This is a genomic window from Candidatus Epulonipiscium viviparus, from assembly GCF_030708075.1.
Classification (GTDB): domain Bacteria; phylum Bacillota; class Clostridia; order Lachnospirales; family Cellulosilyticaceae; genus Epulonipiscioides; species Epulonipiscioides viviparus.
Genome location: NZ_CP117982.1, coordinates 2,962,566 through 2,983,815 on the forward strand (window position 1 = coordinate 2,962,566; position 21,250 = coordinate 2,983,815).

At 37.5% G+C, this 21,250-nt stretch carries 15 protein-coding genes; 10 read left to right on the forward strand and 5 right to left on the reverse strand.

Features of this window, described 5'->3' with window-relative positions:
• Positions 1 to 69: 69 nt before the first annotated feature.
• The 5 genes from efp (at position 70) to PCY70_RS12645 (ending at position 6,499) form a co-directional block, all read left to right on the forward strand.
• Positions 70 to 627: an elongation factor P gene (efp, locus tag PCY70_RS12625; protein ID WP_010167583.1), complete on the forward strand. Its 558-nt coding sequence runs from the start codon at positions 70 to 72 to the stop codon at positions 625 to 627.
• Between the two features lie 51 nt (positions 628 to 678).
• A complete protein-coding gene (locus PCY70_RS12630; RefSeq protein WP_305767636.1) occupies positions 679 to 2,682 on the forward strand; it encodes a cell division protein FtsA in 2,004 nt (667 codons plus the stop codon).
• Between the two features lie 22 nt (positions 2,683 to 2,704).
• Positions 2,705 to 4,351 carry a putative polysaccharide biosynthesis protein gene (locus tag PCY70_RS12635; protein ID WP_305767637.1) on the forward strand — a complete coding sequence of 549 codons (1,647 nt, stop codon included), beginning with the start codon at positions 2,705 to 2,707 and terminating at the stop codon, positions 4,349 to 4,351.
• A 336-nt stretch (positions 4,352 to 4,687) separates the two neighbouring features.
• Positions 4,688 to 5,020, forward strand: coding sequence for a hypothetical protein (locus PCY70_RS12640; RefSeq protein ID WP_010167591.1), 333 nt, complete (start codon positions 4,688 to 4,690; stop codon positions 5,018 to 5,020).
• A gap of 144 nt (positions 5,021 to 5,164) precedes the next feature.
• A complete protein-coding gene (locus PCY70_RS12645) occupies positions 5,165 to 6,499 on the forward strand; it encodes an FAD-dependent oxidoreductase (RefSeq protein WP_305767638.1) in 1,335 nt (444 codons plus the stop codon).
• Between the two features lie 53 nt (positions 6,500 to 6,552).
• On the opposite strand, the gene PCY70_RS12650 is transcribed toward PCY70_RS12645, so the two are convergent.
• Complete coding sequence (locus PCY70_RS12650) at positions 6,553 to 7,485, reverse strand: hypothetical protein (protein ID WP_305767639.1); 933 nt, start codon at positions 7,483 to 7,485, stop codon at positions 6,553 to 6,555.
• Positions 7,486 to 7,798: 313 nt separating this feature from the next.
• Here PCY70_RS12650 and PCY70_RS12655 point away from each other — a divergent pair, with 313 nt between their 5' ends.
• The 3 genes from PCY70_RS12655 (at position 7,799) to PCY70_RS12665 (ending at position 15,436) form a co-directional block, all read left to right on the forward strand.
• Complete coding sequence (locus tag PCY70_RS12655) at positions 7,799 to 10,639, forward strand: PQQ-binding-like beta-propeller repeat protein (RefSeq protein WP_305767640.1); 2,841 nt, start codon at positions 7,799 to 7,801, stop codon at positions 10,637 to 10,639.
• 63 nt (positions 10,640 to 10,702) lie between these two features.
• Positions 10,703 to 13,828: a PQQ-binding-like beta-propeller repeat protein gene (locus PCY70_RS12660; protein WP_305767641.1), complete on the forward strand. Its 3,126-nt coding sequence runs from the start codon at positions 10,703 to 10,705 to the stop codon at positions 13,826 to 13,828.
• Positions 13,829 to 14,185: 357 nt separating this feature from the next.
• A complete protein-coding gene (locus tag PCY70_RS12665; RefSeq protein ID WP_305767643.1) occupies positions 14,186 to 15,436 on the forward strand; it encodes an AI-2E family transporter in 1,251 nt (416 codons plus the stop codon).
• On the opposite strand, the gene PCY70_RS12670 is transcribed toward PCY70_RS12665, so the two are convergent.
• Positions 15,426 to 15,884, reverse strand: coding sequence for a GNAT family N-acetyltransferase (locus PCY70_RS12670; RefSeq protein WP_305767645.1), 459 nt, complete (start codon positions 15,882 to 15,884; stop codon positions 15,426 to 15,428). The two genes, PCY70_RS12665 and PCY70_RS12670, sit on opposite strands and share 11 nt — an antisense overlap.
• Positions 15,885 to 16,003: 119 nt before the next feature.
• On the opposite strand from PCY70_RS12670, the gene lepA reads away from it, so the two are divergent.
• Entirely contained in the window at positions 16,004 to 17,809 is a 1,806-nt protein-coding gene (lepA, locus tag PCY70_RS12675; protein ID WP_305767647.1) for a translation elongation factor 4, read from the forward strand.
• A gap of 30 nt (positions 17,810 to 17,839) precedes the next feature.
• Here lepA and purH read toward each other — a convergent pair whose 3' ends face one another.
• Complete coding sequence (purH, locus tag PCY70_RS12680; protein ID WP_305767648.1) at positions 17,840 to 19,390, reverse strand: bifunctional phosphoribosylaminoimidazolecarboxamide formyltransferase/IMP cyclohydrolase; 1,551 nt, start codon at positions 19,388 to 19,390, stop codon at positions 17,840 to 17,842.
• A 136-nt stretch (positions 19,391 to 19,526) separates the two neighbouring features.
• Here purH and PCY70_RS12685 point away from each other — a divergent pair, with 136 nt between their 5' ends.
• The gene (locus PCY70_RS12685) at positions 19,527 to 20,234 is read left to right on the forward strand and encodes an IspD/TarI family cytidylyltransferase (protein WP_305767650.1); all 708 of its coding nucleotides are present in this window, start codon (positions 19,527 to 19,529) and stop codon (positions 20,232 to 20,234) included.
• Here PCY70_RS12685 and PCY70_RS12690 read toward each other — a convergent pair.
• Both PCY70_RS12690 and PCY70_RS12695 read right to left on the reverse strand, forming a co-directional pair.
• On the reverse strand, positions 20,217 to 20,969 hold the full coding sequence (locus PCY70_RS12690; protein ID WP_305767651.1) for a protein kinase domain-containing protein: 753 nt from the start codon (positions 20,967 to 20,969) through the stop codon (positions 20,217 to 20,219). The two genes, PCY70_RS12685 and PCY70_RS12690, sit on opposite strands and share 18 nt — an antisense overlap.
• 5 nt (positions 20,970 to 20,974) lie before the next feature.
• Positions 20,975 to 21,193: a hypothetical protein gene (locus PCY70_RS12695; protein ID WP_305767652.1), complete on the reverse strand. Its 219-nt coding sequence runs from the start codon at positions 21,191 to 21,193 to the stop codon at positions 20,975 to 20,977.
• Positions 21,194 to 21,250: the final 57 nt, after the last annotated feature.

Here is a 21,250-nt window from a genome sequence, read left to right on the forward strand (position 1 = left end):
AGGGGCGTTGAAAAATTTTGTAAAGTAGGTTAAACTGGCTATAAAACGTTATTTAGGAGGAAAAAACAAATGATATCAGCAGGAGATTTTAAAAACGGTGTAACAATTGAAGTTGATGGAAATTTATGTCAAATCATAGAATTTCAACATGTTAAACCAGGAAAAGGCGCCGCATTTGTGCGCTGTAAAGTGAGAAACGTAAAGACAGGTGGAGTAATTGAACGTACTTTTAGACCTTCAGAGAAAGTGCCAAGAGCACATATAGATAGAAAGGATATGCAGTACTTGTATCAAGACGGTGAGTTGTGCCACTTTATGGACAATGAAACTTATGAGCAAATTGCGGTTAACACCAAAGATGCTGAAGGAAGCCTTAAGTTTGTGAAAGAAAACGAAATGGTAAAAGTTTTATCTCACGAAGGTAAAGTTTTTGGAATTGAACCACCAATAAATGTGGATCTCGAAATTACAGAAACAGAGCCTGGAATCAAAGGTGATACAGCCCAAGGTGCGACAAAGCCGGCCATTGTAGAAACAGGAGCTCGAGTTATGGTTCCTCTATTCATTGAGCAAGGTGAGAAAATTAGAATTGATACTAGAACCGGTGAATATATGGGACGCGCCTAACAATCATGGAGACACGCTGGTCGTGTCTTTTTTTAATTTAACCAGAAAGGGATGATTACTATCAATCCAGATAATCAAGACTTAATTTTTGGACTCGATATTGGTACAAGAACTATTATAGGGATTGTAGGTTATAGACGAGATAATAAATTTGTTGTCGTAAAAAGTGCTATCAAAGAACACGAAGAAAGAGCAATGATAGATGGGCAAGTACACGATGTTTCTAAAGTTGCATACACCGTTAGATGCGTTAAAAATGAAATAGAAAAAGCTATTGGAAAAACTTTAACTACTGTATCTATCGCAGCGGCAGGGAGAGTATTAAATACTCAGGTTGTAGAGGTAACAAAAGAATATGATGAGACTATCTTATTTACTAAGGCATACGTAGATGAATTAGAACTTTTTGCACTAGAAATCGCAAAGAAAAATTTAGAAAAAGAAATTAATGATGGAAGTGAAAACTATGATTGTGTAGGATATTCTATAGTTAATTATATTTTAGAAGGACAAGAGATAGCACAATTGGAAGGACAGAGCGGAAGATTAGCAAGTGTGAAGCTGTTAGCTACATTTTTGCCAAAGGTTGTTATGGAGAGTCTAAAAGAGGTAACGAGACGTGTGGGACTAACTGTTACACACTCGACATTGGAGCCTATTGCAGCTATAACGGCAATCATTCCGCCAAATTTACGAGCATTGAATTTAGCATTGGTTGATGTCGGAGCAGGAACTAGTGATATAGCAATTACAAAAGCTGGCTCTGTTTTGAGCTATGGCATGATTCCTTTTGCAGGTGATGAGATCACAGAAGCAATTGCGCAAAAATATCTTCTCGATTTTAATGTGGCAGATAAAGTGAAAAGAGACATTTCATCATCTGATAATATTGAGTTTAATGACATAATTGGCAGAGTATATAAAGTTAGTAGAAAAGAGATTTTAACACTGATTGCTCCGTTAGTAGAAAACTTAGCAACTTTGATTGCTGACAAGTTGATAGATCTTAATGGAGGAGCACCACCGAGAGTAATCTTTTGTATTGGTGGAGGAGCACAAGTTGTAGGATTAATTGAAAAAATAGCTGAAAAAGCGGCAATAAATGAAGAATATGTAACTCTTAGAAGCGGAGAACAAGTGGACAGTATAATTGATGAAAAAAAAGAAGTGAGTGGTCCGCAAGTTATAACCCCATATGGAATTTGTCTTGTAGGAGCAACTGAAAAAAGCGATAGATGGATTAAGTGTAAATTTAATGGAGAAGATTTAGAATTAATAGATAATAGAAAAGTAGTGATAATGGATGCTCTTGTTGCCAAAGACTTTAAATACGAATCTTTATTTCCAGCAAAAGGAAATGATTTAGCGTTTACACTCAATGAAAAAGAAATATTGATAAAAGGCGATGTAGGAAATGCTGGAGAAATCTGGTTAAATGGTAAGATTACGAGCTTAGATGCCGAAATAAAATCTGGAGATAAAATTCAGGTAATAGCAGGCAAAAAGGGAAAAGATGCGACCTGTACTATAGGAGATTATCTGGAAGATTCGATTATTGTATATATAGAAGAAAATGAAATTCCACTACCAATTTTCTTAAAAAATGGTGATATATTAAATCCAGAGTATATCATTCAATCAGGGGACGATATTATAAGTATAGGACGTAGCGATATCAAAAAACTTGTGAATATGTTTATGGGTTCTGTTACTGATAAATTTTATGTTAATGGAGAAATAGCAGAAGATGGATATATTTTAGAAGATAGTGATATAATTACTACAAAGGGTTTTTTTGAAAACAAGCAAGAACCAGTAATAAAAGAGGTTTTAGAAATAGATACAGGCGGAACAACTTTAGATGTTAAGGTAAATGGTAAGCCAGTGCGGTTGCGTGGATTAAACGAATATATGTTTGTTAATATTTTTGACTTTATAGATTTTGATTTGAATGCTAGACGAGGAAATGTAGCATTGAGATTAAATGGTGGAGATGTTTCTTTTACTCAACTACTTAAAAGTGGAGATGATATTGAAATTTTCTGGCAATCGTAGGTTTGGCGGAACGGGGGAAATAATGAAACAAACGATTCTAAAAGGGGCAGCTATTTTGGCGGTTGCTTCTTTTGTAAGTAAAATAATAGGGATGTTATATAAAATTCCTATTACAAATTTGATAGGAGACCAGGGGAATGCTTTGTATGCCAGCGCATATAATATATATGTTTTAATAATTACACTGACGGCTATTGGTATGCCAACTGCAATATCAAAACTTGTATCCGAGAGACGTTCAGTAGGCGCAAATAGAGAAGCACACCGGGTTTATCAAATTGCATTGGTGTATGGGTTTATAATATCTATTATATTAGCTGCGATGCTCTGGTTTGGTGCAGAATTAATAGCGACATTGATGAAAAATGAGGATCTGGCTATGCCGCTAAGAGCATTAAGCCCTACTTGTGTAATTGTTACTATTATGGCAGTAACGAGGGGATATTTACAAGGAATACAAGATATGACTCCGACTGCTATTTCTCAAGTGGTAGAACAAGTTTTTAATGCGATATTTAGTATTATATTAGCATTTGTATTTGTGGAATTTGGAGTGGTAGCCGCGGCGACAGGAAGTACACTTGGTACAGGGATTGGTGCAATATGTGGTTTGATCATTATTTTATTTATTTATGTTAAAATAAGGCCAACACTTAATATTAAAAAAAATGATAATTCTGCTTTTAAGAATGAGTCTCGTCGTAAGATTTTAAATTCAATTTTAATTACTATAATTCCAATTGTACTTAGTACATCAATTTTTGCCATCATAACAAATATAGATACACTAATGTTGAATACTTATTTACCTCATTTGATAGAGGAAATTTTGGCAACAAAAACAGCTGGAGCTATAGATGTAACCAACAGCTCCGCTATGACTGTTCACGAAATTACCAATAGCCTAACAGGACAATATTTAGGTAAGTATCTAACGTTGATCAATGTACCTGTTGCCGTTATTTTGACCATTTCTATGGCAGCAACACCATCAATAGCAAGTAGCGTGGCCAAACGTGAATACCAAATCGCAAAAGAAAAAATGAATATGATCTTAAAAATAGGAATGTTAATAGCCGCACCAGCAACAGTAGGTTTAACAATTTTTAGTGCCCCCATAATGGAAACATTATATCAAAGTTCGCCAGATGGCCATAAACTTTTGTTATATGGAAGCGTATCGATTATATTTATTGCACTTGCACAGTTGACAACCGGGATTTTGCAAGGAATTAGCTTGCAGATAGTAGCAACCAAAAATGCGTTAGTGGCTTGTGTTGTCAAAGTAGCTTGTAATTTTATATTCTTGCAATTTTCGGCCATTAATATTTATGCCGTGGTATATAGTACAACAATATGTTATATAATTTTTGCCATATTAAATTTATCTTATTTAAAACAGAAAACAGGATTTAGATTAAAATATGAATCTATGGTAGTAAGACCTCTATTGGCGGCGGCTTGGATGGGATTGTTTTCCAGAATTATATATAATATAGTGTATATGATAAGTGAAAAAACAGTGTTAGCTTTAACAATAGCAGTTATATCAGCAATGGTTTTATATTTGATTATTGGAATTTTGGTTAAAGCAATTACTATTGAAGACTTAAAAAACATCCCCGGCGGAAAGAAGGTTGTCCCTATTGCAAAGAAAATTATACGTTGAAACATTAGAAAATAGTTCACTCATTTTAAAATGACGCATATACTAATTATATAACTTTATTTAATAACGAGATTTAGGATATATTTTTATAGCTAGTCACTAAAGAAATACCTACTTACAAGTAGCAGTTATGAAATAGATCGCATAATTTTTATATTTGATCTAAAATCTCGTTTTCATTATAGATTATCGTAGTAAATTATATGTAGTTATGGCTTGGCTAATGAATACTTTTAATAAAAAATTTAGGGGGACTGTTCGAATGAGCAGTCTTTTTGGATTCATAATTTTATGTAATAATGGATATAATAAAAGAAAAAGCAAAGGGGATGCGTAATGGGATTGGAAACTGTTTTGATGCAATTTATACTGATTATATTTTTTGTTGGAATCATTAATAGTTTGATAGGATTTTTTAAATTGAGAAAGGTGTTGAAAGATAATCAAAATAACCCAAATGTGACAGGGATTGCTATTGTAAATGGTAAAATAGAAGTAATAGAAAAAGAAACAATGCCAAAAAATGAATCAATACAAGTTAAGGCTTATTGCTGTAATAAACTTATAAACAAAGAAGATGCTTATAGATTATTTGTAGGTGGAACTGAATATTATTTTTGTTCTTGGGAATGCGAAGAAAAATTTAAAAAAACACTTTCTAACTTATAGCCTGCCTTGGTCGTAGGCTTTTTTTATAAAAGTCTTGACAAGTGTTTGGTAAGAGTGTATTCTGTATACAGAAGGTAAAATACTTTCTAATTTATCAAACCATGACTAGTCGTGGAAATTTATAAAAACGTTGGAGGTATTAAAGTGAAAGTAGCAGTAGTAGGATGTACACACGCAGGAACAGCAGCAATTTTGAATATAAAGGCGCTCTATAAAGATGCAGATGTTACAGTTTATGAAAGAAATGACAATATCTCGTTTTTATCTTGTGGTATCGCTCTTAATGTGGCAGGGGTTGTGCCAGATGCTCAAAAATTATTTTATAGCTCACCAGCTGCTCTAGCAGAACTTGGAGTTTGTACTAAAATGCAAACAGAAGTACTAGCAATTGACATTGCTTCTAAAAAATTAAAAGCAAAAGATTTGAAGACTGGAAAAGAGTTTGAAGATACATTTGATAAATTAATTATAACAACTGGATCTTGGCCGATTGTTCCAAAATTTGAAGGCGGGGATCTTGAAAATATTTTGCTGTCTAAAAACTACGACCACTCAAAAACAATTATTGCAAAAGCAAAAGATGCTAAGAATGTTGTAGTTATTGGCGCGGGCTATATTGGGGTAGAACTGGCAGAGGCATTTGAGATGCTAGGAAAAAATACAACCCTAATTGATGCGGTGCCAAGAATTATGAATAAATATTTGGATCAATATTACACTGACAAAGCAGAAGAAACGTTTAAGGCTCATGGTGTTAATCTTGCCCTTGGTCAAAAAGTTGTTAAATTTGAAGGCGCTAAAGGAAAAGTTAGCAAAGTTGTAACTGATAAAGATTCGTACGAAGCAGATCTTGTGGTTTTATGTATTGGATTTAGACCAAATACAGATCTAGTTAAAGGTCAACTTGATATGCTGCCAAATGGCGCTATCATAATTGATGAGTACATGCAAACTAGCGTTAAAGATGTGTTTGCAGCTGGAGATTCTTGCGTCGTTTCTTATAATCCTACTGATGAAGAAAGATATATTCCGCTTGCAACTAACGCGGTGAGAATGGGCATGCTTGTTGCTAGAAATTTAGTTGGGCCAAAACTTAAATATCTCGGAACTCAAGGTACTTCTGGTATCAAGATTTATGACCTAAACATTGCATCTACAGGATTAACAGAAGAAGGTGCGAAGGCCGCTGGTATAGACGCAGGGTGTGTGCAAGTAACTGACAACGACAGAGCCGAATTTATGCCAACATTTGAACCTGCAACTATCACGTTGGTTTTTGATAAAAAGACTAGACGAGTTTTGGGTGGGCAAATTATCAGTGATAAAGATTTAACACAATATATGAATACTCTTTCTGTTGTTATTCAAAACAAAATGACGGTTGAAGAGTTGGCAGTTGTAGACTTTTTCTTCCAGCCACACTTTAACAAACCTTGGAGTTTATTAAATACTGTCGCTATTGCGGCATTGGATAAGTAAAAATTTAATCCCCCTAATTATTTAGGGGGATATATTTTTGCTATAAAAAACTATTAGAGAATATTGAGCAGGTCATTGTGTGACAAATCACGAAAAATATTAGCTATATACGTATCTAACTCTGGGCCTACCGTAAGTGATAATTGCTCTGCTAGCTTATTTTTTTGCATGGAAATAGGTAGGTCCTCATCGACATTGTCATATACATACACTTCTACAAATAGTGGATTTGCATGTATAGCCATATACGTATTGTCGTTTCTGGCAACAATGCTAACATTTTCGGTATATATAAAAGCAGAGTGCTGAAATCTTTTTCTTGACAACACGCATAGCGTAGAAACTGAAAAAATAGGCGCGGCAACGCTAGAATTACAGTGTGCAAAATATATTCTATAGTCAATATAGTCGATAATTTCGTATTTATTTGATTCGCGGACATCGCTTCCAAACATAATAACAGTGCCTACATCCGATTTTGGTACATCTCTATAGCTGTTATTTAGAGGTAAAGTATATTGATTATCTATATAAGAAATTATGATTTTGCCTTGATCTAAATATTCTGTTATTGTATATTTACAGTCATGTATAAAAAATACTATATTTATATTTGTGTCATCAGTATCGTTCAATTCTAGCTTACCAATATCTTTCTTATCTAATAAACTATTGTATATATAACTTAGATATGGGCTTCGATAAGAAAATCTGTATTTAGGTGAAGCTAAAGGTTCGTGTTTGCTGTTTTCTGTATATAAATAGTATTCGAAAGATTTTTCTAAGCTGCTACTCAACAAATCAAAAGTATATGGAGCGTAAATATGTTCGGTTAGGCTAATCATTCTATGATCTTCTAATAAATCGGCCAAATTTTCTGTTGTCAATGTTTTTAGCATTAAATCGTCGGTGGAGAGGGTGTTGCCAGTAAAACGTTTAATAATTGAAGTATTTATTTTTTTCTTTACATAAATTAAATGTAGCACAATTGTTCTCCTCTAATATAAAATATTTAGTAATATAATATGCTGAATGCTTGCTATATTACAAGGGGCATTTTACAAAATAGACGATATTTTCTGTTTAAGCTATATGATACAAAATACGACGATTTGAACAAATATTAGCGATTCACTTCTTAATATTTATATGTTAATGTTATTAAGAAACTATAAACAAGGCAACTTAAATTAGATTAACTTAGTATAAAATAAGTATATGATATGAATTTGATTCTACAATTATTATAGTAGCAGTCAAAGGTTGAGATTGTGAAAATCGCTAAAAGGAGGAGTTTTAATGAAAAAATTTGGAAAAGTATTTGCTACAATGATGGCATTAGCAATGATGGGAGGTGCTGCTTATGCCGCAGAAGCAACGTTGACTCTTGACGAAGCAAAGGCTGCAATTGCAACAGCAGCTGGAGTAGAAACTTGGAGAAATGACGAGCTGAATGCAAAGGTTACAGAAATAATAACGGGTCATAATATTTATTACGTATTTCCGCTTACACTTAGCAATGGAGAACGAGGTGTTGTCGGAGGCGCATATGATGGTACGATTGTCGCATACACGAGCGATGGCAAATTGATGTGGGAATCGCGCCCATCTATTTTCTTTCCGTCTGAGCTCATCGCAGCGGATCTGAATAACGATGGATTCGACGAAACAATCATCACCTACTATGATGGAAGCATTCACGTGCTCGATAAAAATGGCAAAGAGTTTTGGACTTATCAGGCAGAAGGTGCGTTATATGCCGCCGCAGTCGTTGAGGATGCAGGAAAATCATATGTTATGGCAGGAGGAATCGATCACTACTTATATAAATTTGATGGAGAGACCGGGGCTGTTGCAGACACACTTTATATAGATCACAGTGTTGTTGCAGAACCTAAAGAGACCCACTCAGGTTATGCAATTTCTCAGATCAAAGCAGGCGATATGTATGGCGATGGCAAAGACTATGTTGTAATTCCGTACAAGTGGCACGATAAGTATAATTACGATTGCATGATGGTTGATCCTGCAACTATGACGGTGGTTTGGGATACTAAAATCAATAAGACAGCATTCAAAAATTTGCCGAAGGGCTTGTTAAATGGCGAGATGGATGTTGCAGATGTGGATGGCGACGGTGATGCCGAGATAATGTTTGCACCGGCTGCTGGAGATTCGGGTGGAATTGGTATTTTGGACCATAACGGAAAAGTGGTTTATAATATTGGAAGACCAGAAGAATTACCAAATCGTGGATATAGAATGGGTAACATTTCGTTTGTGGCCGGTGAGGGAATTGAAGAGCCATTTATTGTAAATATGAGTGCTAGCTTTTTAGTAGAATATGACCCACCAAATGCTGGAGATACTGCAGATACAAAGTATGAGCGCACCGGAATTCATGGGAAACTAGAGTACATATCGTTTTTGTGGGGTGAGTTTGATAGCGAAACAGGCTTATACTACTTAGCGGGAGATACATCTGGTGGCGATGTGATTCGTGTAATTGATATGAAAGATGATGACTGGGGCGATATCTTTGCGAGCATCACGCACGAGGGCAACATTTCAGAGGTGATCGATAACATCAAAACTCTAGAGCAACAAATTGCAAACTTTGAGATGCCGAGCTATCAAACACCTACCGAAAGCAAAATTTATATAAGCACCACAGATGATACGTATAGATCTAGCGAAGAGGATGTTATGCAATATTCGGCATATGCGACGTGGTCACAAATTAGAGATTGGCGCGAGGCTGAGCTGGCACCCGAATGGGCTGCAAAAGAAGATGATAGAAAAACGTATAATATGACAGTGGAAGAAATGGTCGCACAAGCTGCTGCCCACAACGCTGCCGGACAGTCGTTCGGAATGTGGGTAGGGCATGGAACCGACCCGTTTTATATAGCACCATCGACATATAAGGCGATTCTTGATGCGGCGCCAGATGTACACGTAACATTTATATATTCTGAATTGGGCGGAACTTCCGAAGAAATGCGTTACGTAATTGATAATCTATTTAAGGAGGCAGCGAAATATTGTCAAGAACATGGTGATGCGACGATGTTATTTAGAAACAAAAATATGTTCTGGACGTCTAATGCACATACCCCTGAATGGCAAGAACTATTAAATGGTGATTATAAAGATGTTATAATTCCGGCAATGGAAGAAACAAATAGCCGTGCAGCAGAGGTGAGCTTGCCTTCTAGGGTTGGACTTTGGTTATCTGATGGCGTCGGTTCTTGGGGCGGCAGAATGATAGAAGATACAAGTGATTATAATAAGCAGCAGATGTGGAGCTATCAGCAAGTGGAATCACATTTTCTCAGAGCTTTTGCATATCAAATTGCATACGGCGCAAAGGAATTTCAAAATGTTAATCCTACACCAATTCCAGAAACCAATACTCATTATGACAAATTGGTACGCGAGTTGATAAATGCTGGAGTTTTGATTCCTGGTGAAAAAGACAACTTGCTTTCGATCACAGACTTTGCGCTTGCAATGCGCGAGCCAGAATCAGCGTTTTTTGAGTCTACTTTGGGAGGTCATGATGGGGGCGGATTTGATCCAAATGAAACTACGCCATATGTATTCGAACGGCTTGCAGCATATTGGGGTGGCTCGCCTACTCTAGAACACGACTTTTCAAACTATGGCTATGGCGTGGATAGACGAATGTCTTCGTTTTTGCCTGGAAACCCATATGGATTGGTGCCAATCTTCTCAAATACGTATGATATATCAAAAGATCCAATGTTTACCAAAACGGTAGAAACGGATGGAAAATTCTTCTATGATGAATCTGGAGCAGCGTTCACACCAATTGAATATAAGGATGAGGTAGAAAAAATGTTGGCGGAATCCGCAGCAAAGTTGCCTGTAATTGTAAGCAGTGAGGAGAATACGGTTGCATGGGTTGCGACAAAAGTTGATGATACTCATATTCGCGTAAGCTTATTTGATGGCGGATACATCGTACCAAAAGAGAGAACTGCGACAGTGACGGTTCAGAACAACACCGCTTTAAATGCGACAAACATTCTGACCGGCGAAACTTATGCTGGAAATTCGTTCGAAGTGACGGTGCCTGCAGGAACATTTGCATTTGTGGATATCGAAATTAAATAATTCAAAGAAGCCCTTGCTACCCTGGTAAGGGCTTCTATAATAATTAAAAAAGGGGGAATGGATATGAAAAAGATTTTGGCGTCAGTATCGATGTTATGCGCAACTGTAGCAGCAACGACCACGCAAGCATATGCAACGGAGGTGGAAGCGCAAATGGATAATATGATAGTGAATGAGCCCAACGTAATAATCAAGGACCAGGTGATTGCAGGAGATTTAGTGATCGGCGAAGGCGTGATGAATGGAGAAATCACGTTAGAAAACGTAACGGTGACAGGCAAGATTGTCGCACATTCTGGTAATAGAGATGTAATAAATTTTAAGAATTCGTATGTAGAAGGAGGTCTAGAGGTGGCAAAGAAGGCGTACGTCATGTCTACTGCTGCCATCACGCCAGATATCGCAAGAATTAGCCTTGGTGCTGAGATGAAAATTAAGGGCGCACAAGACACTACGTTGGCGATTACTATTACGCCTTTAGAAAATTTTGAAATAGCAGAAACCGTGGTCTTCAAAAATAATGACAATGAAACTGTTGTTGGAGTGGAATTGGTTGGGTTAACTAGCTTTATGACTGGCGAGAGTATTTTTACGGGAACTACATTTGCTGTTGCGAACGAGAAGTGGTTTGTTGCGGGCACATACGATGGCCTGGTGCTTGCGTATGATTTCAGAAACGATGCAAAATGGAGAGTAAAAGTAGATGATGCCGCTGTGACACAGATTGTAGCCGAAGATGTAGATGGGGACGGCACTGACGAGCTTTTTGTGGCCTCTATGGATGGGATGCTAACTGCAATAGCAGCAGATGGTACCAAATTATGGGAATACAAGACAGAAGCACCGCTGTATACCGTGGCTGTTGCAAGGACTGTAGACGGCACGCCGTACGTATTTTGTGGAGGAGCGGATCAGTTGATTCATAAGCTTTCGGCAGAAGGAGAGATGATTCAAACAACTCAAATGCAAACTAGCCAGGGCAAAACGTCTGTATTAATTCGAAATCTCAAGACGGTTCAGCTAACTGAAGGCGGCCCCGAAACTGTTGTAGGCATAGGAACTTCGCATGTTGGAGCTGTAGATGTGTTAAAACACTACGACCCTGCAGATATCAGTGAACCACTTTGGGAAACGTCGATGAGTGCGCTAAAAGCTAAGGGTACGTATATGAGTATTTTTGATGCAATCGATTTGGATGGCGATGGTACCAAAGAGATCGTATTGCCAAAAGGTGCGAACGGCGAATGCGGCGATATTACAGCGGTGAATGCCGATGGGACGCTATACAAATCGTTGGTAGAAACCGATACTCGCGTAATTCATCGGGGATACAGAATGGGGACTCTTACCAATGTCGATGCAGCAGAGCCATACATCTTAAACCAGTTTGGCAACCAGGTAACTACGCTAAATTATGACCTCGAGTTGCAAGAAGTTTATACTGCAATGGACAGCTTTAACACAGCGTTTGTAGATAATGAGACTAGCAAGTTGTATCTGATTGGTACGCATTCTGGTGGCGATACAGTGGAGATTATCGACCTTAAGTCTAAGGCAAACCTTGCGCTAGTGGAAGCGATCGAGGAGACCGGGAGATTGCAAGAGGTGATAGATAATCTGATCGAGCTCAATAAGCAGGTGGAGGAATTTGTGATGCCGAAGTATCAAACCAAAACGAATAGCGACGTGGTTGCAGAAGTTCCGGAGGATGATACTGTAACGTACGAAGTATTGCTTTCGCCAAATGGGGTTATAGATTTTGTTTCATCGATGGAGATTCCGGGAGTGCCATGGAATTATTATGAAGATTTTGACCGCGATGCGGTATTGGATGAATTTTGGGCAGCAAAGAGCGACAAACGTCGAACTTCTCCGGTTTCTGCAGAGCAAATTATTAGTACCGCAAAGTCATATGAAGAACGGGATATCGATTTTTCGATTTGGGCCGGGCATGGCAACGATCCATTTTATATTAGTGTTTCAACGTTGATAGAGGTTATCAAGGCTGCGCCGACCACATGCAAAATGTTGATTTACCCTGAGCTGGGGCACAATTCTCCAGAAATTAAATATTTGGTCGACAATCTCTTTAATGCGTTGGGAAAAGTAATTATAGAAACTGGTGCACAAACCAAAATATTCTTTAGGAATAAGGGAATGTTCTGGTCGGCTGATGCGAATGCGGAGCCTTGGAGAAGTGCGTTTACAAGCGAGTATGCCGCACCGTTTGTACCGGGAATGGAAGAGTCCAACGGCAGAATGCAAGAAACCAGCTCTGCAGCTCGAGTGGGGATGTGGCTTTCGACAGACCTTGAAACTTGGGGTTCTAGACAGGTAGAAGATAACACATCATATAGCAGAGTGTTCCAAAATGGAATGCAGATGATTCAGTCGCATTATATTCGTGCAATGGTCCATGAGGCCTCCAACGGTGCAAAGTCATTTCAAAACGGTGGCGGTACAGCATATGATCAATTAGCAGTCGTATATAAAATGATAGACAACGGCTCGTTGCTAATTCCTAGCAAAGATGATTTGGCATCACTGTCTGGATTGGCCCTCGCTTGGAAGTCTGAAGTGGATCCAGAATTTCAATCTCGCAGTACAAACATTAACTATATTGCAGATTTTAAGGCAACTGGAGAGCACGACCCATCTGCATTCGATAGACTAGATCAATATTGGGGAGGTGCAAAGATCGAAGAATACGATTTTTCGAGTTATGCAAACGGAGTAACGCATCGAAGAGTCAACTTTTTGCCAGAAAATCCGTATGGAATGGTTGCCCACATCGCTGAAGATATCGCAATAGAAGGATCGCGCTTTGCGGACAGAGTAATTACCGATGGAAAGTATTTTTACGATGAAGATGGGAAGCAATACAATGCCGTTGAATATAAGGATGTGGTTGTTGAAAAGTTAGAGGAGCAAGCAAAGAAACTGCCTATTAGAGTAGAAAATTCGAATTGGACGGTTGTCGCGGTGGACGAAACTCATTATCGAGTGACATTGATAGATAGCGACTATCTAAGCCCGCGAGAGAGTGTGGCAATGGTAATTTTACAAAATATGGAAGGCGTTGCTGCAACTAATATTCTGTCAGGAGAAGTTTATCCGATAGTTGATGGCAAATTTGAAGTAACGGTTCCAGCTGGAATATTTGCAATAGTAGACATCGAAATTCGGTAATTAAATTGGCCCTTGCATCGGCGACAGAATCTATCGTTGTATTTGCAAGGGCATATTATTTAGTTCGGCAACATAAGTGTCCCAGTGCGCGTCGATATCTAGCTTTCCGGTCACAAATATAGGATATGTCACATAAAGTTAATGCTATTAATTTTTTGTTCATAATATTTTCCTTTCAATTTAAAAGTGTAGGCGGTATATAATCAATATTTTTGGGAAATAATAACAATATACAGAAAAATTATATAGCTTATATATTATAAATGTCAATGGTTATTTACAGTTTTTAATTTTTTGTTTGCATACTCTTATCAAAATATAGTTTTTATGATATACTGAACTTTAGGAGGTGAATCTATGAAAAAATTTCTAGATATGAAATACTTTAAAATTTCACTATATATTATTTTTGTTATTGCTTGTTCAATATTAATATATAGAGTATCGTCAAGTACAGATAATTTTATGCCAGATATATGGAACAGTGTCGACGAGTTTAAATCAATTTTTTCAGCTGTAGTTGTAGGATTTATCATTGCATATTTAATGAATCCATCAATGAATTTTTTCGAGCGGCATTTGTGTAAAATGCTAAAGGCAACTACTCCAAAAAAGAGCAAGAGAATTAGACGCATATCGATCGGTGTTGTATATTTAACTTTTTTTGGAGCGATATATTTGTTTATTATAGTTTTGGGACCACAATTAGTAGAGAATATTCGAGTGGTAATTTTAAATATACAAGCTAATATTTACAGAATAACCCAATTTCTTAATAATGCAGAAGCGTATATTTCGCAAAACATTACTATTATTCCGCAGGATGTTGTAAATGAAGCGTTTAACTTTATCAACATAAATACGATTTTTGATTGGTTGATAGCCTGGATAGATGCGATCAGTTCGACATTGATTTCGAGTGCAGTGAATATCACTACTCTGTTCTTGGACGCTATTATTTCGTTTATGGTAGCGATGTATGTTTTAAGCCAAAAAGAAACATTTGTTAATGGCGGAAAGCGTTTTGTATATGCGTTATTTAATAAAGATCAGGCTCAAAAGTTCATTGATTTAATGAAAGAAGCTCACTTTATGATGATCCGTTTCTTTGTGGGTAAATCATTAGATTCTTGTATCATAGGTGTTATTTGTTTTGTCGGCTTGTGGTTAATGAAGAATCCATATGCTTTGTTGCTATCATTAATTGTTGGGATATTCAACATGATCCCATATTTTGGACCATTTATCGGAGGCATTCCTGCGGTAATTATTACGATGTTTGTAGGCTGGATTCCGGCATTGATGGTTGCTTTGTTTATTCTGGCATTACAACAGTTTGATGGACTATATTTGGGGCCTAAAATTTTGGGAGATTCACTTGGCATTACGCCGTTTTGGATTATTTCAAGCGTAACTATAGGAGGCGAAATAGCAGGTGCTGTTGGAATGTTCATTGCTTGCCCTATAGTTGCACTAATTATTTTGATTTGTAATAGATGGATCGAAAAGCGTCTTGCAAATCATGATGTGGATTTACCAAAATTAGATGCAAGCGAAATTATTATAAAGCCCACTCCGCCATACAAAACGTTAGAAATTAAAAGTTAGATTGTTTTTCGTATTCAAACATATTATAATGACACTTATTCATTCCCAAGTGTAAATATGTTTTATGGGCAACGGTATTTTCAACCTCTGCATACAACCGCATTCCACAAGAATCTTTGTTTGTATCGCAGATGGTTTTTACGGTAGCGTATAGAGCAGAAAACACTCCCTGTCTCCTATAATCCTTATCAACATACACACTCTGAATCCAATAAAATAACCCGCATCGCCAGTCGCTCCATTCAAATGTACACATCAATTGTCCAATCACTTGTCCATTCACTTCTGCAACATAATATATCCCATACTCTGGATGCTGCAATAAAAACTGTACACCTTTGGTCAAAATGTTCTCGTCTAATACTCTACTCTCTGTTTCGTCTGCCAATTTTAAATTAAACTTTGCGATAATCTCATAATCGGCATATGTGGCTTTTCGTATAGTCATAACGCATCTCCTTTCTAAATAAGTTATTCTAACAAAAAATTACCAAATTGCAAAGGGCTTGATTAAAAATCGTTGCTATGATATATTTGGTTAAAATAATTATCCTGAAAGGAATTACAATGACACAACAAAATAAAATACGAAATTTTTGTATTATTGCACATATAGATCATGGGAAGAGTACCTTGGCCGACCGCATAATTCAAATGACTGGGACTCTCACAGAAAGGGAGATGCAAGCTCAGGTACTAGACAATATGGATCTAGAAAGAGAAAGAGGCATCACCATAAAATCTCAAGCTGTGCGCCTTATATACAAAGCTAATGACGGCATAGAGTATATTTTTAACCTTATAGATACTCCGGGACATGTCGATTTTAATTATGAGGTTTCGCGCAGTCTTGCTGCATGTGAAGGGGCGATCCTGATTGTAGATGCGGCGCAGGGAATAGAAGCGCAAACGCTAGCCAATGTATATCTGGCATTAGAAGCAGATCTCGAAATTATGCCAGTAATAAACAAAATCGATTTGCCAAGCGCAGATCCTGAGGCAGCAAAACATCAGATAGAAGATATAATCGGCCTCGATGCCTCCGACGCACCTCTTATTTCTGCCAAAAATGGAGTGAATATAGAAGATGTTTTGGAACAAATTGTAAAGGTAATTCCCGCTCCTATTGGGGATATCAATGCTCCTCTTAAGGCTCTGATTTTTGACTCGCTTTTTGATTCATATAAGGGAGTGATTGTCTTTTGTAGAGTGAAGGAAGGTCGAATTACCAAAGGGCAGCGCATCAAGATGATGGCAACCAAAGCGGAGTTTGAGGTTGTAGAAGTGGGCTATTTTGGTGCGGGAATATTTAGGCCAACCACTGCGCTAGAAGCTGGAGAAGTGGGATATGTCACTGCTAGTATCAAAAATGTAAAGGACACAAGCGTGGGCGATACGATTACGGATGCTATAAACTCTGCAACTACGCCGCTTCCAGGATATAAAAAAGTAAATCCAATGGTATATTGTGGACTGTATCCAGCCGATGGTGCAAAGTATGGGGACCTAAGAGATAGTTTAGAAAAGCTGCAGTTGAATGATGCTGCCTTGAGTTTTGAACCCGAAACTTCTGTTGCGTTGGGATTTGGATTTAGATGTGGATTTTTGGGATTGTTGCACATGGAAATAATACAAGAGCGTCTCGAGCGAGAATATAATTTGGATTTGGTTACAACGGCTCCTAACGTAATTTATAAAGTACACAAAACCAATGGAGAAGTGATAGATCTCTCAAATCCGGCAAACTTGCCCGATCCGTCAAATATAAAATATATGGAAGAGCCGATGGTTCTTGCAAAGATAATGGTTCCTGCGGCATATGTCGGGGCTGTTATGGACTTGGCTCAGGAGAGGCGAGGAGTCTATCTGGAAATGGAATATATAGAAGAATCACGTGCAGTCTTGTCATATGAGTTGCCATTAAACGAAATAATATACGACTTTTTTGATGCGCTTAAATCTCGTACCAAAGGGTATGCTTCGTTTGATTATGAGCTAAATGAATACCAGGAGTCAAAGCTAGTTAAGCTAGATATATTGGTAAATAAGGAAATGGTAGATGCGCTGTCACTGATTGTTCATGAGAGTAGCAGCGTGGCTAAGGGACGCAAAATCGTCGAAAAGCTTCGCAAGGAAATTCCGAGGCATCTGTTTGAAATTCCGATCCAAGCTGCAATTGGAAATAAGGTTATTGCACGCGAAACTATTTCTGCCATGCGCAAAGACGTTCTTGCGAAATGCTATGGCGGAGATATCAGTCGTAAGCGCAAGTTGTTAGAAAAGCAAAAGGAAGGGAAGAAACGTATGCGTCAGGTGGGAAATGTAGAAGTTCCACAAGCTGCTTTTATGAGTGTCTTAAAATTAGATGAATAAAAAAAGGTGAGATTTTCGCTCACCTAATACTTAATGTTTGAAATGTCTCATTCCTGTAAAGACCATGGCTATTCCGTGTTTGTCGCACATATCTATACTATCTTGATCGCGAATAGATCCGCCAGGTTGAATGATAGCAACGACTCCAGCGTTAATCGCGGTTTCGGCACAGTCATCGAATGGAAAGAACGCATCGGATGCCAGAACGGCTCCTTGTGCGCCACCTACAAATTCTTCTGCGTGAGCTATTGCTTGTTGCGTTGCCCAGATTCGATTTACCTGACCGCCACCAATTCCAACGCTCATGCCATTTTTGGCTAGTGTAATTGCATTGGATTTTACGTGCTTAACAATTTTCCAAGCAAATTTGAGGTCTTCGATTTGCGTTGCAGTAGGAGCAACTTTGGTAACAACTGTAAATTCTTCATCATCATTAAATAAGCAGCGATCGGCTTCTTGTATAATTAAGCCACCGTCTATTTTTTTCATATCCAAAGTATGTGGGTGCGAATACAGAATGTCTGGCAATTCCAGTACTCGTAGATTTTTCTTCTTTTTAAATAGTTTCTTTGCTTTTGCGGTATAAGATGGTGCGATTATTATTTCTAAGAATATTTCATTCATTTTGGTAGCAGTTTGTTCATCCACTTCGCCATTACACACCACAATGCCTCCAAATATCGAAACTGGGTCTGATGTATAAGCTTTTTCATAAGCGTCGTATATATTATTTGCGGTGCCAACTCCACAAGGTGTCGCATGTTTTACGGCCACAACGGCTGTGGTATCAAATTCTCGAAGGAGGGCAAGTGCGCCATTGGCATCATTGATATTATTATAAGAAAGTGCTTTGCCATTAATTTGCTTTGCGTTTGCGAGAGTGCCTTTGGTATAACCTATTTCCTTATAGAAAGCTGCCTTTTGATGAGGGTTTTCGCCGTATCTCATATCTTGGATTTTTTCGAAAGTTAAGGTTAATTTTTCGGGAAAATCTTCTTTGCTTTCTAGTTGTTCTCCCAAAAATCTAGCAATCATTGCGTCATAGTTTGCTGTGTGCAAAAAAACTTTATAAGCAAGATGCGCTTTAGTTGCCATACTTACTTCGTTGGTTTCTTTCATTTGATCAACGACAGTCTGATAATCTGCGGGGTCCACAACAACTACTACATCCTTTGAGTTTTTGGCAGCAGAACGAAGCATTGTGGGGCCGCCAATGTCAATATTTTCGATTGCTTCTGCTAATGTTACATCTTCTTTGAGAATAGTTTCTCTAAAAGGATATAAATTTACGATAACAAAGTCTATGTTCTGAAAGTTCATCTCCTTCATTTGCTGTTGATGATGTTGGTCATCTCGTACATTCAAAATGCCGGCGTGTATTAGCGGATGCAATGTCTTTACTCGACCATCTAAGCATTCTCTAAATCCGGTAATTTCAGCAACTTCCAACACATCGAGCCCCGCATCTTTTAATGTTTTGTATGTGCCTCCAGTAGAAATAATTTCTACTCCCATTTCTGCCAGTTCTGTTGCAAATTTTATAATTCCATCTTTGTTTGATACACTAATTAATGCTCTCATTTTTGCCTCCATATTTAAATTAAAAATACATTATAACATCAGTAAAAAAAAATTGTCAAATAGTGTATAGAATTTTTTGAATTAGGTTATAATGCCAGTATAATATGAGTCTTGTTTCGATGAAAGGGGAATGAATGTGATTTACGCAGCAGTGGTAGCAGGAGGAGCAGGTAGTAGAATGGGCAAAACCGAGTTGCCAAAGCAGTTTTTGTCTCTGCAAAATAAGCCTATTGTTATATATTCAATAGAAAAGTTTTTGCTTTGTGGAGATATAAATAAAATCTTGGTATTGGTTGCCGCTGAATATATAGAGCATACTCAAAAGATTGTTGATCAGTACATTGGTGATACTGCGCGAGTTGTTGTAGTAGAAGGTGGTACGACAAGAAATGAAACTATAATGAACGGAATTCGCTTCATTCAAAATAATTTTGGAATTCAAGAAGATGATATATGTCTCACTCACGATGCGGCACGACCATTCATTACATCTGCAATAATAGAAGAAAACATAGCAATGGCTCTCAAATTTGGTGCGGTAACCACCGCGATTAAAGCCATAGATACAATCTTGGTCTCTAGAGATGCGCAAAGTGTTAGCGAGGTTCCAATTCGAGATAATATGTATCAATGCCAAACCCCGCAAACGTTTAGTATAAATTTACTGCTTGAGTGTTATTCGAAGTTGACAGCAGCACAGAAGGCAAATCTAACTGATGCAACAAAAATATTGATTTTACAAGGCAAGAGCGTAAAGATTGCTGCAGGTGAGGCATTCAATATCAAGATTACGACGCAACATGACCTCACACTGGCAAATAGCATCCTAAAAAATCTCACCTGAGAGTAAATCGTTTCGTATTTGAGCAACTGTTTCATACTTAGGATGAGTTTTTCGTTCAACTCGCATTAGTCTTTTCAAAAAATATAGTTCTTGAGCAGTTAGGTCCAATTGCTTATACCAAGGTTTATCTACCAGAGATTTTGGTGCTGTATCATAGACATAATAAAGGAGATGAATTATAAAATCGCCTAAGTACCAAAAGTCTAATTCAGTCTTATACCTTTTATTATCTATAAAGCGTGCTAATCCAAAGTCTATTAGCGAAAGTTTTCCTTTGTGTAAAATCAGATTTGGAATCCGTATGTCTTTGTGGACGATATTTTTAGAATGCAATACCTCTAGCATATCCAAAATCTGCAGTGCAAACTCGCGTATTTCTGGTTTGTGATACCTAACTTTTTTGTGACATAGTAAATATTCGATGCTGTCGCCTTCCTTAAAATCGAATATAAAGCCACGTACATATTCTAGTTTAAATCGTCCCAAATATACAGGAAACCGAGGATCTTTTAAATCTGCAATAGTTTTGAGTGTTTCTAATTCAAATTTTATTTTTTCGGGAGAACGAAGAAAAGCTTCTCTTTTTAGTTGTTTGATAATCACTTTTGTAGTATCGTTAATGCCGAGGTAAACTTTGCCGTAGCGTCCTTCGCCAATTTGTTTAATCAACGTATAATTTTGAATGGTATCTCCAAGGGCTAGATGATGCTTTTTATCATACCAACTAGCCCTCAATTTGTCTAAGACCACCATGAACTAGCAGAGCCGCGTCTTCTTCTGCCATGAGAACGACTAAACGAAGAATGAGAACTAAACATAGCAGACATCAAATCGCTAAGGCTAGACATGCTACCTTTTTTGTAGTGCCTTCTGCCGTGATGGCTGCTGTGTCGTCTTCTGCCAGAGCCACTAAAAGAACCACTCAAAATACTACTAATAAAACTACTAAACCCACTCATAAGAGACCTCCTATGCTTCAATTTGAAAACTACTTTGTAAGTCTATAGTATAGCCAA

Coding starts and splice junctions, on each gene's coding strand:
- PCY70_RS12640 (WP_010167591.1), top strand. CDS start 4,688: ATGGGATTGGAAACTGTTTTGATGCAATTTATACTGATTATATTTTTT.
- lepA (WP_305767647.1), top strand. CDS start 16,004: ATGACACAACAAAATAAAATACGAAATTTTTGTATTATTGCACATATA.
- purH (WP_305767648.1), bottom strand. CDS start 19,390: ATGAGAGCATTAATTAGTGTATCAAACAAAGATGGAATTATAAAATTT.
- PCY70_RS12630 (WP_305767636.1), top strand. CDS start 679: ATGATTACTATCAATCCAGATAATCAAGACTTAATTTTTGGACTCGAT.
- PCY70_RS12635 (WP_305767637.1), top strand. CDS start 2,705: ATGAAACAAACGATTCTAAAAGGGGCAGCTATTTTGGCGGTTGCTTCT.
- efp (WP_010167583.1), top strand. CDS start 70: ATGATATCAGCAGGAGATTTTAAAAACGGTGTAACAATTGAAGTTGAT.
- PCY70_RS12655 (WP_305767640.1), top strand. CDS start 7,799: ATGAAAAAATTTGGAAAAGTATTTGCTACAATGATGGCATTAGCAATG.
- PCY70_RS12670 (WP_305767645.1), bottom strand. CDS start 15,884: ATGACTATACGAAAAGCCACATATGCCGATTATGAGATTATCGCAAAG.
- PCY70_RS12660 (WP_305767641.1), top strand. CDS start 10,703: ATGAAAAAGATTTTGGCGTCAGTATCGATGTTATGCGCAACTGTAGCA.
- PCY70_RS12665 (WP_305767643.1), top strand. CDS start 14,186: ATGAAAAAATTTCTAGATATGAAATACTTTAAAATTTCACTATATATT.
- PCY70_RS12695 (WP_305767652.1), bottom strand. CDS start 21,193: ATGAGTGGGTTTAGTAGTTTTATTAGTAGTATTTTGAGTGGTTCTTTT.